This is a genomic window from Pontiella agarivorans, from assembly GCF_034531395.1.
GTDB lineage: Bacteria > Verrucomicrobiota > Kiritimatiellia > Kiritimatiellales > Pontiellaceae > Pontiella > Pontiella agarivorans.
Genome location: NZ_JARVCO010000002.1, coordinates 1 through 13,295, shown reverse-complemented (window position 1 = coordinate 13,295; position 13,295 = coordinate 1). Strand labels below are relative to the sequence as shown.

The window sequence follows — 13,295 nt, the reverse complement described above, 5'->3', positions numbered from 1 at the left end:
CCGACTTCAATCAGAGGTCCAGATCGTACGGCACCCAATCCGGAATACCGCGCTCCTCGAGCTGCTTGTAATAGCGCTTGCCCAACGGATCCTCCAACTCACACTCGCGATCTTCATTAATCATGTAGGGCACGGTTTCATCCCACCACTTGTAGTAGGCATTTTTCAGCTGCTCGACGACCTCCGGGTATTGCGCCGAAACATCCTGATCTTCATAGGGATCATGCGCGATATCATAGAGTTCCCGGCCGACCAGTCGCCAGCGTTCGGTTCTCACGGCCCAGTTGGCATCGCGTTCCGGTTTTGCGCCTTTGTCCCATCGACCACGATGTGTGAACAACTGACGTTTTTCCCATTCGGCATCCGGATTTTCCAAAAGCGGCAACAGCGAGCGGCCATCCAACGGTTGAATATCCGCCGGAATTTCCGCCCCGGCCAGGTCGCAGAACGTTTTAAACAAATCAATATGCGCCGTCAGTGCATCCACGGTTTTCCCTCCCTGAAGAACCCCTTTCCAGTACCAGAACGCGGGCACATGAACCCCGCCCTCATAAGGACTTCCCTTACCGGTTTTATAGCCCGCATTGAATTCGTTGCTTTCCGGACCCCGATACGGCGCCCCGTTGTCCGTGGTGAAAATAATCAGCGTATTATCCAGCGCACCCCATTCCTTCAGCTTCTTCATCATCAGCCCGAAGTTGTCGTCGATCCTCTCAATCATCGCATACCGGCCCGACACCTTCTTCAACTCCGGGTGACGCTTTGCAATACGATCATATGATTCTTTTGGAGCAATCAACGGAGAATGCGGTGCGTTTGGAGAGATATATGCAAAATACGGTTTATCCGCCTCATGATTCTTTTTAATCCAGCCCAGCGCGGCGTTGAAAAACAGATCGGTGCAATATCCCTTTGTTTGAACAATGGTATCGTTATGCAGCAAAACCGGATCGAAATATTTTGCCTTCGACCCTTTTCCCCGATTCGGCGGAAAGTCAAAATTACTTCCCGAATAGGCCTGCCCAATTCCCCCGGCACCGTGGACCAACACCTCATCGAATCCCCGGTTTACAGGCAGATAGGCCTCCTGATCCCCCAAGTGCCACTTCCCGAAAATACCGGTAGTATATCCCGCACGTTGCAACAACTGCGGAAACGTGGTTGTTGAAAGCGCCATCAGCTCCCGTTCATGTACGGTATGAGTGACGCCGTTTCGAAACTCATGACGCCCGCTCATCAGCGCGGCGCGCGTTGGCGCGCAGCTTGGGCTGACGTGATATTCCTTGAAATAAAGCGACTGTTTCGCGAACCGGTCAATATGCGGCGTTTCAATATATGGATGTCCCATAAAAGAAAGATTTGACCCCTGGTCATCCGTCATCACAAAAATAATATTCGGCCGCGCATTCTTCAGAGAATCCGCAGCGACGGCCCCTGCAAACAATGTGGCGGCGAGTACAAAATATCCTGTCTTCATATTCACTTTTCCTTATTCATGCCCACTTATTTCAACTCATTCAGGACCGGCTCAAGTTGTGGCCACGCAACGTTTGGATCGTTATAATCGCTCGGAAGGTTCGGCCCCGGAGTACTGCGGCCTCGCCGGATAATCCCCGCCAGATCTTTACGGAGACTCTGAACAATCTCCGGGTACTGCGCCGCAAGATTGACATTTTCAGTCGCATCCGAGGCCATATCATAAAGTTGCAGACTGGCAATATTCCTGATCGGCTCACTCGCCCGCGGATCATATCGTCCCGATCCGCCAAACGCATCAAACATCACTTTCCACGTTCCGCGCCGGATCGAAAAAATACCTTTATCTGAATGATGTATCACCAACCGGTCGTCACTTCCCGGCTGCGGCCTGCCTTGAAGCGCAGGAAGAAAACTGACACTGTCTTCTCCGGCATCGGGGGCTGGTTTCACTCCGGTCAGCTCGGCGCACGTCGCAAAAAAATCGGTGGAACAGATCAGCGCAGAAGACACCGCCCCCGCTTTAACCTGCTGTGGCCAGCGCACAACAAACGGCACCCGATGCCCGCCCTCCCAGGTGGTGCCCTTCATGCCGCGATAGATCCAGCTGGGATGATGCCCCTTGGCGGCCAGCTCCTCAAATCCGGCTCGCGGCGAGGTTCCGTTATCCGCGGTAAACACAACGAGTGTGTTATCCGTCAGATCGAGTTCGTCCAGTGTTTTCAGGACTTCGCCCACGGCCCAGTCGGTCTCCAGACAAAAGTCGCCATGCAGATTGAGTCCGCTTTTCCCCTTAAACGCTGCATTCGGAACCAGAGGGGAATGCGGCGACGGAAGCGGGAAATACAGAAAAAACGGTCCGTCCTTGTTTTCCCGTATCCAATCCGTAGCCTTGCGCGTGAACCGGGGAACAACCTCTTGCTGGACATATTCTTTGGCGGCGTATCCCGGGGTTGAAGGTTGCGTAAATCCGCGCGCATTCACGTCATCCATTTTGGCCAACTTCTCGATTTCGCCCTGCATCCGATCATTTTCGATATAGGCATGCGGACTCATATTCAAGGAGCCGGAAATACCGTAAAAATAATCAAAGCCAACGCTGTTCGGGCCGTTTTTTATCGGAGCCTTGGGGTCCACTTTTTTCCAGGAGATTTTTTTGCCGGTCAAATGACTCCCCGGCGTCTGCTGCCAATCCATACCCAGGTGCCATTTGCCGATGCATGCGGTCGCATATCCCTGCTTTTTCAGCAGGGATGCCACAGTCTCGCGCGTCGGCTCAATCAAATGCTGACTGTATCCATTCAGCACACCCATTTTCAGCTGCGATGTGCGCCATGCATACCGTCCCGTCAGAATGCCATATCGAGTCGGGGTACAAACACTTGAGTTGGTATGCATATCCATAAATTTCATACCCTCCCGCGCCAGACGGTCGATATTCGGCGTCGAAATTTTGCCCTCCGCGTTGTAACAGGAAACATCCCCGGGCCCCATATCATCGGCTAAAATATAAACAATATTCGGCGGAACGGCCTGCGCCGCGCCCATCAGAAAAAGTACGGCCGTTGCTGTAACTTTCATCTTCATTTCATTCATCCTTATTTCAAATATTCACGAATCGGAGCCAGCTGTTTCCACTTCACCGAAGGATCCGCATAATCCGTCGGCTGCGCGGCACCGGGGGTACTGCGGCCCGTGCGAATGAGCGAAGCCAGCTCCTTTTTCATCTGCATAACCACTTCCGGATATTGCCGCGAAAGATTCGTCGATTCCTCTTCATCCAGTTCCATATCAAACAGGAGTATCTCTTCAGCATTTACAACCGGCTGATCTTTCGGATTTTTGCGACTCGAGCCGCCCCGATCATCCAGCAGCAACTTCCATTTCCCTTTACGAACTGCAAAAAAGCCCTTATCCGAATGATGCACGATCATGCGGGAGCTGTTACCCGGAATTTTTTCGCCCTTCAATGCCGGCAGAAAGCTCACACTATCCTCCCCCGCATCGGCTGGCAGCGTCTTCCCCAAAAGCGCGTTACACGTTGCCAGTAAATCCGTGGAGCAAATCAGCTGTTCCGACACGATTCCGCGCTTCGCGCCTGCAGGCCAACGCACCACAAACGGCACACGGTGCCCGCCTTCCCACGTGGTCCCCTTCAACCCGCGATACTGCATTTCCGTAAAATGGCCTTTCGCCTGCATCGTTTTCAGTCCCGCCTGCGGTGACGTACCATTGTCCGATGTAAAGACGACGAGGGTGTTCTCCGCCAGATTCAACTCGTCCAGCGTCTTCAACACCTGCCCCACCGCCCAATCGGTCTCAAGCACATAGTCGCCGTGCCCATTCAGCCCGCTCTTTCCTTTGAAATTTTCACTGGGAACAATCGGCGAATGCGGCGAGGTCAGCGGAAAATAGAGAAAAAACGGTTTCTCCGCATTTTGGCGAATCCAGCTGCAGGCCTTCTTCGTCAAAATTCCCAGTGTCTTTTCGCGGTCAAATTCCTTTGCGCCCCAACCCGGCTTGGCCCCTTCAAATCCCCGTGCATTCACCGCATCCATATCCGGCAGGTACTCCAACGTTCCCTGTAAATTCCGACCATCGATAAACGCATAAGGGAACATATTCATGGATCCGGTCAGCCCGAAGAAATAATCAAAGCCCACATCCAGCGGACCCCGTGTAATCGGCCGGGTCAAATCGACAAACTTACCGGGAATCTTTTTTCCTTTCATCCCTTTTGCGCCAGGCTTCAACGCCCAGTCCAAGCCCATGTGCCATTTGCCGACACACGCCGTCCGATAGCCCTGCTCTTTCAAAAACAGGGACACAGTCATGCGGCCCGGCTGAATCATTAACGGTGTATATCCGCCAACCACGCCCTCTTTCCTAGGTGTCCGCCACGTATAGCGGCCGGTCATCGTTCCATATCGCGTCGGCGTACAGATACTCGCATTCGAATGTGCATCGGTAAAACGGACCCCTTCCTGCGCAATCCGATCGATATGCGGCGTCGGGATTTTGCCGGCCGTGTTATAAGCGCTCACATCGCCCGGCCCCATATCGTCGGCCAGAATATAAACAATATTCGGCGGAGCAGCCTGAGCCGATCCAACCATACCGGCAATCACAGCCATCACAAAAAATTTACTGATTCCCATAACATTCAACCTTCGAATTTAATTCACAGATCAGCTCTGTTCATCCCCGGTTCTGACCCCGAAAGGATGTTGCTGACTTCTATTTTTTCGGTTCTCTTCTTCCCCAGAAACAGGTTTATCGTTTTCCCTGATACAGAAGGCGCTCCAGCTGCCCTTTGACTGAAATTTTAAAAACCAGCGCAATGTCGTTAGGCAGCTGTTTAGGCAAAGCAACTTCAAGCGCATCATCAGTCCGCGTGAACGCCACCGGACCGTGGCCCACCAGTTCAACAGCCGAAATGCGGTTTTCGGAACCCACCCTGTTTTTAAAGGAAAGCGATTTAATACGTGTTATTCCCTCTGACGGAATGCCCAGCTGAATGGCGTAAAGTGTATTGCCCTGCGTTGTAAAGCGCACATCCGTGTGATCAAACCTGCTTACATCCGGCGTGGCATAACGATGCGGCATTTTTTCCGTCCAAATGTAGCGCAGATCCGTACGATCCACGTGCCCTTCCCCCTGGATTTTCCAGGGTCTGGAACCGTGTATTGCTTCGCCATTCTGTTTCAGCCATTTTCCAATGCCTTTGAGTTGCTCGACCATTTCCGGATCAAACGATCCGTCGGCCCGCGGATTCAGCGAAAGCAGCAATCCACCGTTATTGGCGGTCAAATGACAAAGGCGCAGGATCAAGTCACTGGCCGGCTTATAGGTGCAGCCGTGCCACCAGCACCAGCTGCCGCTCACCGATGACGTTGCATCGTCTTCCCAGGGATGGGTCAGCATCGGCGGGCGGAGATAGCCGCGTTCATAGGAATAGACCCCCATGGTATCGCCGAACTGCCGGTCTTTGTTATGCAGACAGGTCTCGATATTTTCGCGCAGGCCCATATTGAAAAACGTGGCCAGAATATCCGTCGGGTTGTCTTTGGCCCCGCCATCGAACCAGATAACACTCGGGTGGTATTTATTGATAAACTCTTCAGTGATCGCCAGCCGCTTTTCAGCAAACTGCTGCTCTTCGCCGAGAAACCAGTAATAATCCCCCGCATCCGGCTGAAGCAGATCCACCCCGGCATACTCCGTCCCTTTTGAAAAATTTTTCTGCCAGCCGCTGAAAAATTTATATGTTCGAGCATGATGAAATGAAGCAATCGTTTTGATATCGCGCTTTTCCAGCTCAGCGAAGAGCTCGGCTATCAGATCGCGTTTCGGACCGGTTTTACCGGCGCAATGGTCCGTAATCGCGCTGTCCCACATCAGATACCCATCGTGATGCACCGCGCAGGTCCCGGCATATTTGGCCCCTGATTCCAAAACCAGCTCGGCCCACTGAACCGGGTCAAATTCCCTGGCCGTAAAGTCCTCGCATACCTTACGGTATCCATTGCCGTCCTTCACAGAACCATAGCGTTTCTCAAACGCCACACGACGCGGATCGTCGGCATTACGGCTGTAAATTCCCCGATAGCCGACCGTGTAGTAGTTTCCATCCTGCGGCACGGTCGGATTGTCTTCCCATGAACCGATCACCGAATAAGGCCCCCAGTGCGCATAAATGCCGAACTTGGCGTCCAGCGCCCAGTCCGGGATTTCGTGACGATTCAAATCCGCCCAGTCTGCATCATACTGCTTCTCCGCAAAAGAAGGGACATTCAGCAATGCCGCAAGCAGAAGCGTTCTAACAACCGTTGACTTCATATCAGGGCCTCTTTCCAGCGATTGGAACCTGTTGCAACATGGCCTTTTCTTTCCTGGAAACCACACGATCAAACAGGGAGCCGAAGCGCTCATCGTCATTAAACGAAACCGCCTCCGCTTTCCACTGGCGCAGAAAGCCCTTCAACGTTTCAGATGCAGCAGACAGCTCCGCCGATCCTGGTATCAACAGGATGCATACGTTCTTATTCATCACTTTTCTCGTTTTCTGCGACATTGCGGAATCATCGGAAAAATCAGCGCTTAATAATCTTCTGAATTTGGGGCTCCAGCTTCACCGTAACGAGATCATCTTTAGTACGGTGACCATATGCCAGCAGCTCTTTCGCCAGTTTAACCGCCACCGCCCGGTGGCCCGGATCGTCGATATAGTTCCGACTCTCCCCCGGATTCAATTCCAGATCAATCAACCACGGCTGCGTCTTGCTCGTATCAAAAATCAGCTTATACCGATCCGTAATCGCCGCCGCCCACGTTTGAAACCGGGAAATCGTCATATCTTCAAAATCCGCCCCGCCGCCGGTCAGCAACGGCGCGACATTACGCCCCTCAGTCGTGGACGGATCAAAGTCGGACGCGCCCACCTGCATCAGCGATAAAAATGTATCCATCCAGTCAGCCGTATTTGCTGCTTTGTCCACCACCGTTCCCGCGGCGATCCGCTTCGGATAGCGGATTACAAACGGAATGCAGGCCGATCCTTCATACGGAACCCCTTTATTTTGATGCCCGAATTCACCGAACATTTCACCGTGATCAGCAGAGAAAACCACAATGGTATCATCCAGAATCCCCGTGCTCTCCAGCTTGCTCAGAATGCGGCCGACGTTATCGTCAATGCACTTCACCATGCCGTGATATTGCGCGACTTTTGGCAGCATGCTTTCCGCCGTGGTTCCTTCAGGGAGCCGCTGTTTGGTCCGAATCCAATGCGGATAGAAATCGTCACGCATCCCGGTAGTCGTAAAGCTCTCCGGCATATGAAACGCGGCAGGGTCATACATCGTATCGTACGGTGCCCGCACGGTATCCGGCGTATGCGGATCAGGAATACTCAGAACATACAGGAACGGGTCTTCCTGATTCTCCTCAATAAATTCCAGCGCCCGATCCGTCAGCCAGTCGGTGGTATACGTTTTTTCAGTCGCTGACTGAACGGCCTTCTTCCCGTTTTTTATCGGCACACACCCCGTCGTTCCGTCGGCTTCGAATCCGAGCTGTTTCCAGTGACCACTGTTAAACATATAACGGTTGTCATCAAACCCATGAAAAGATTTCGCCGGAGACCAGCCGGGTTGCGGATCGCCTTCTTCCAGATGCCACTTCCCCGCATAACCGGTTTTATAACCGACCTTGCGAAGCACCTTCGCGATGGTCTGCGAATCCTCAGCAATACCGTTCCCGTTTGTCGGCACGCCGGCCGTATGCGGAAAGTTCCCGGTAAACATAGAACTGCGGGAAGGAGCGCACGACGGAGCACTCGCGTACATGCTAGTCAACACGGCACCCTCGTGCCCGATCCGGTCGATATGCGGCGTGCAGAACCCATCAATCACACCCCACGGATTCGCCCGTTCCGGCTGCCCGCGCTCGATCAACAGCTCTTTGTAAATGGTCAACGTACGCAGGCTGTGCTCATCGGTCACCACAATCAGCAAATTCGGCTTATCCATCACCGCGCGCTTAGCGTGCGACGCAGGAGCCATCAAACTCGCGACTCCCGCAAATAAACCTGCCAGGATATTAAATTTCATGAATTTCGTATTGCTCATAAAACGGCCTCGTGCCTTTTGCAGATTAGTCCAGCAACTTTGCTTTTTCTTTCCACTCAACCTTGCGATCGAAGAGGGTTCCAAACCGTTCATAATCGTTATAAGAAACCGCTTCCGCTTTCCACTGATCCAGGAAACGGTCGTATTTTTTCCGCATACTGTTCAGCATATCTGAATTTTCCGGATTGGCGGCAAGGTTCACCAGCTCCAGCGGGTCTTTTCCCAGATGATAAAGTTCCTCGGTAACCGCATAGCCGTCACCAGCATAGCCCCAGTAAATGTATTTCTGATCTTTGGTCACTACGGAAAGCGCATGGGTTGCCGGTTCATTCCAGACATTAATCAGCGGCAGCGCATCGTGAATTTCTGCGGACGGATCGCGGTAGAGCTCCATCAGGTCGCGGCCATCCATATTATCGGGCACCGGCAAATCCGCAAGTTTCAGCAGTGTCGGCGCAATATCGCAGAGCCCGCTCAGCGAACCCGACCGAAGTTGTTTTCCACTGTTTTTCTCACGCGGGTCAAAGATAATCAGGGGAACGCGCGAAGCCTCCTCATAGGGAAGCACCTTGGAAGCATATCCATGCGAACCGCAGAAATACCCGTTATCAGCTGTATAAATAATCACCGTATTCTTATCCGCCCCGGTCTCTTGCAGGGCCTCGCGGATCATACCAACCGCCTGATCTATGGCATATACCTGCTGATGGTACGTCGCCATGACCTGGTCATATTTCGTTGCGTAGTTCCAGCTGTGGAACCGCTCATACTGCCGATCGGCCTGACTTTGTTTGGAAAAATGCGCCCCGTTTTCACGCCCGAAATTGCCGGGTTTTGTAAACGTTTTCCCTTTATAGATTTCATCAAACCGCGGATCGGGTGTTGCCGGCCGATGCGGTGCCTTGAAGCTGATGGAAAGACAGAACGGCTGCTCTCCTCCGACGGATTCCTTAATGAAATCACGGCCGAATGCGCCATATGCCAAGGTGGAGTGAGGATACTCATTGACATATTTTTTAAGCCCTTCATTCGCTGCGGTCTTATAGCTGGTCTGACCGTGTCCCCCGGCCCAGACATCAAAATACTGATCGAGATTTTTAATGGCCTTACTTTTCAGATTTTTCCGGATGCTGAACCCGAATTTTCCGGCAAACCCGGTGCGGTATCCCGCCTCCCTCAGCAGCATCGGATAGGACTTTTTCCAGATATCCTCCATCATATCGCCATGCATAAAGTTACAGCCGGTCTTGAATTCGAACATCCCCGACATCACCGTGGCGCGGCTGGCCATGCAGATCGCTGTCGTGGCATAGTGCCGATCGAATGCCATACCATCCGCAGCCAGCCGATTCAGATTCGGTGTCTGCACATCGGGATTGCCGTAGCAGCCCAGGGTATAAAAGCTCTGGTCATCCGACATCAGGAAAATAATATTCGGCCGGCTCTCCGCATTTCCAATGATTGGAAGAAGACCCACGACGGCCCCGACGAGATACTTTTTTAAAAGATTCATTGCTCTTCCTTCGCTTTCTTTTTCATCTTACGGCTCAACATCCCCAAAGCATGCCACTCCTCCACCGGCCGGAAATCCGTACCGTACTCCCTTCCGGCATGGCTGTACTTTGCCGAATCCAGAAAGGCCAGCAGCTCCTTGCGCATTTCGGCTGCCTGTTCCGGATAGTGTTTCAAGACGTTATCGGCCTCCGTTTTATCCGTTGAAAGGTCAAACATACGATCCTTGGAAGGATCCGTCGGTGACTGAATCATCAGCTTCATTTTGCCCTTTACGATCCAGGCATCATTTTCATAACGGAACGGGATCGACTTGTCGTGCACCTGCTTTTTGCCACGCAGAATCGGCAGGACATTTTCACCGTCCAGCACACGATCCTGCGGCAACTCAACCTCCAGAGCTCCGGCCAGCGTCGGCAGATAGTCAAGTACCGACATCGGAACATCGATCACGCTTCCCGGCTCAATCTGTCCCGGCCAGCAGGCCAGCCCCGGAACACGCACACCGCCTTCTGTGGCATCACGCTTGCCGCCGGTGAACCCGCCTGAATTACCCGTCAGCCGGTTTTTGCTTTTGCCGTAGGTTTCCTTCGACTTCAACACTCCGCCCAGCGGCCCGTTATCGCTGGTAAAGAAGATCACCGTATTATCGGCAACACCCAGCCGTTCCAGCTCGGCCCGCAGGCGCCCAACCTGATCATCCACTTCAGAAATACAGCCGAAATAATGCGCAGCACCGCCGAAACCTTCATAACGCTTCAGATAATCCGGCCCGGCCTCCACATCTTTGTGCGGCGCGTTGAACCAAATGACCGAAAGAAACGGCGTATCGCTTTCGACAGCCTGATCAATGAACGGAATTACGCGATCCATAATGATGCGTGATGAGCCGCCACGCAGATTTTCAGTGGTTACCACTCCGTCTTCGTAATAAAAATTGTTCGGTGCCTGGCGGCCCTCGGTCGGATTCCATGTTTTCACGGCCACTTCGGTCACAAAGGAGTGATCATAGTCACGCTCCCACGGCGGGGCATAGTTCAGCTCAGGTTTACGTCCCTTTCCCTTGGGCGAAATTTCCCGGCTGAGCGTGCCCATATGCCACTTGCCGAAATGCCCGGTGGTATATCCCTTCGACTTCAGCATGCGGGCAATCGTGTATTCTTCCTTCGGCAGATGCGCGCGGTTGGCACTGAAAACGCCCATCCGATAATGATGGCGGCCGGTCACTAAAGAAACCCGTGTCGGGGAACAGACCGGGCCGATGGAATAAAAATGCGTCAGATTCGCCCCGTCCGCCGCCAATTTATCCAGATGCGGAGTCTGGACATACGGATGGCCATTAAAACCAACATCACCATAGCCCATATCATCACACATCATCATGATGAAATTCGGCCTGTTTGCCGCCTGTACCGCACCAGCGAGCAACAAGGTTGTGCTGATTAGCTTTATCCATTTCATACTTCAGAAACATCCTTTTTTTTACTTCAAATACTCCGCTAGCAACTCAAGCTGTTTCCAGGATTCCCCCTTGCGCAACGGATCGTTCGCCTGGGCGCTGCCGGGCGTACTGCGCCCGGCCTGAATGATTCCGGCCAGCTCGTTCTTCAACGCCTCGGCCACCTCCGGATATTGCTGGATCAGATTATCCGTTTCACGAGGATCAGCATTCATATCGAAAAGCATGGTACGGGACTCGTTTTTGATAGGAGCTCCTTTAATCGTCCCCGTTTTTTTCCCGTTATAAGCATCCAGAACCAGCTTCCACTTCCCCTTGCGAGCCGCAAAATATCCCGCCGAATCATGGTGCACCACCAATCGTTCCTGCGCACCCGGGATCCGTTTTCCCTGCAATGCCGGAAGAAAACTGACGCTGTCCTCGCCCACATCATCCGGCAGCGTCTTCCCGGCAAGATCCGCCAGCGTAGCCAGCAGATCGGTCGTGCAGATCAGATCTGTCGATTCCGTCCCCGGTTTAATGGTTTTCGGCCAACGGGCAACAAACGGCATGCGGTGCCCGCCTTCAAAAATAGATTTTTTCTGGCCCCGATAAATTCCGCTGGGAAAATGCCCCAGCTTTTCCATATTGGGAATTCCGGCCTTTCCGCTGGTGCCATTGTCAGAGGTAAAGATCACCAGCGTATTTTCTGCGAGGTTCAGTTTATCCAATGTTTTCAGGACTTCGCCAACCACCCAGTCGGTCTCCATCACAAAATCGCCATGTTTCCCGATCCCGCTTTTTCCCTGAAATTCCTTTCGCGGACAGATCGGCATATGCGGAGAGGTGAGCGCCAGATAAACGAAAAAGGGCCGGTCGCGATTTGCCGTGATCCACTCGTCCGTTTTCCGCGCCAGATCCGTCAGCACCATCTCATTTTTAAATCCTTTTGCGCACCAGCCCGGATGCCCGCTCGGCAACCCGCGAGCCACCATTTCCGGCCCATAACGTTTGCCGGTTTCCAGTTCCAGTTCTCCCAGCAACTGATCATTTTCCACATAGGCATGCGGGTCATGATCCAGCGAGGAGGAAAGTCCGAAATAATAATCAAACCCCAGCGTCGTCGGTCCGTTTTTAATTGGCGCTTTTGGGTTTTTCACGTTCTTTGCCGTTACCCGCTTGGCATTGGGAGCCGCATCATTTTCCCAACTCATGCCCAAATGCCATTTGCCAATGATCGCGGTTGCATAGTCTTCTTTTTTCAGAAATGACGCGACCGTTTCGCGGCTTTGCGGAATTAACGGATTCGAATGCCCCCCCAGCACGCCCTCCTTCTTCCTGGTCCGCCAGCAATAGCGCCCCGTGATAATCCCGTAACGCGTCGGCGTACAGACACTGGAACCGGTATGGGCATCCATAAACTTCATACCTTCGCGTGCCATGCGGTCGATGTGCGGCGTCGGAATTTTACCCTCTGCGTTATAACAGGACACATCCCCCGGCCCCATGTCATCAGCCAGAATATAGACAATATTGGGCTTACTTGCCGCAATTCCCTGTGCACAAACCCCCAAAAAAACCAAAAACAGCCACTGCTTATTCATCACGATTCACTTTCGCATTATTTTCAGAATCTAACACCAAGAGTGAAACACGAGACCTCCTCCAAAGCAAAACAGAGGTATCGTAGTCTTTTCACAGCAGAGACTACGAAATATTGTAGTACAGCCCGTCAAAAATATCCGCCACCCAGTTGAAGAATGGTGTGATCACGCTGAATGCCCACAGCAAGATCCGTTACCGCATCCTTATCGATCCCTGTCAGGACCATGCGGAAGCTTTTGCTTGCTACGCGATGAGGCAGCTTTAACTTGAAGTTGCCCACTTCGACCTTCTGCCCGGCTTTTACGGAATACGCCGCTTCCGTCAGTTTTTTATCCCCGTCAAACAGCGTAATCGTACCCTGTGCATCCACCTTGCTTCCGATCAGAATGCTGCCCGGACTAATCGGCCCCGCAGTAAAGTTTACACTGAGTTCGCCCTTGTGGGTTTTCTTCAACGTCGACACATCAATACGCGTGGCATTCGCAATCAGATAGTGCCCAAACGGCTGCCAGCTGAGTTTCATATTGCTGATCTTAAAGCCGTTACAGTTCGGATTCGGCGCGTTTTCAGGAAGGTCAATGGTCAGGGTTTTATCCTCATTGATCGTATAATTCACAACGCCGTGACCAAACAGT

General features: G+C 52.6%; 10 protein-coding genes. All 10 read right to left on the bottom strand.

Annotated elements, in window-relative coordinates; genetic code table 11:
• Nucleotides 1-10: 10 nt before the first annotated feature.
• Nucleotides 11-1,477 (bottom strand): arylsulfatase, encoded by a 1,467-nt coding sequence (locus tag P9H32_RS00070; RefSeq protein ID WP_322606811.1) that lies wholly within the window; start codon nucleotides 1,475-1,477, stop codon nucleotides 11-13.
• Nucleotides 1,478-1,503: 26 nt separating this feature from the next.
• A complete protein-coding gene (locus P9H32_RS00065) occupies nucleotides 1,504-3,063 on the bottom strand; it encodes a sulfatase family protein (protein WP_322606810.1) in 1,560 nt (519 codons plus the stop codon).
• An 11-nt stretch (nucleotides 3,064-3,074) separates the two neighbouring features.
• The gene (locus P9H32_RS00060) at nucleotides 3,075-4,634 is read right to left on the bottom strand and encodes a sulfatase family protein (RefSeq protein ID WP_322606809.1); all 1,560 of its coding nucleotides are present in this window, start codon (nucleotides 4,632-4,634) and stop codon (nucleotides 3,075-3,077) included.
• Between the two features lie 115 nt (nucleotides 4,635-4,749).
• Entirely contained in the window at nucleotides 4,750-6,315 is a 1,566-nt protein-coding gene (locus P9H32_RS00055; RefSeq protein ID WP_322606808.1) for an alpha-L-fucosidase, read from the bottom strand.
• Nucleotide 6,316: 1 nt separating this feature from the next.
• Entirely contained in the window at nucleotides 6,317-6,526 is a 210-nt protein-coding gene (locus tag P9H32_RS00050) for a hypothetical protein (RefSeq protein ID WP_322606807.1), read from the bottom strand.
• A gap of 43 nt (nucleotides 6,527-6,569) precedes the next feature.
• Nucleotides 6,570-8,087: a sulfatase-like hydrolase/transferase gene (locus P9H32_RS00045; protein WP_322606806.1), complete on the bottom strand. Its 1,518-nt coding sequence runs from the start codon at nucleotides 8,085-8,087 to the stop codon at nucleotides 6,570-6,572.
• A gap of 43 nt (nucleotides 8,088-8,130) precedes the next feature.
• Entirely contained in the window at nucleotides 8,131-9,618 is a 1,488-nt protein-coding gene (locus P9H32_RS00040) for a sulfatase family protein (RefSeq protein WP_322606805.1), read from the bottom strand.
• Nucleotides 9,615-11,078, bottom strand: a complete 1,464-nt coding sequence (locus tag P9H32_RS00035; RefSeq protein ID WP_322606804.1) for a sulfatase family protein — start codon at nucleotides 11,076-11,078, stop codon at nucleotides 9,615-9,617. The genes P9H32_RS00040 and P9H32_RS00035 overlap by 4 nt, the downstream gene beginning before the upstream one ends.
• 21 nt (nucleotides 11,079-11,099) lie before the next feature.
• Entirely contained in the window at nucleotides 11,100-12,659 is a 1,560-nt protein-coding gene (locus P9H32_RS00030) for a sulfatase family protein (protein ID WP_322606803.1), read from the bottom strand.
• Nucleotides 12,660-12,787: 128 nt separating this feature from the next.
• The coding region (locus P9H32_RS00025; protein WP_322606802.1) for a hypothetical protein at nucleotides 12,788-13,295 on the bottom strand (508 nt) is incomplete at its 5' end.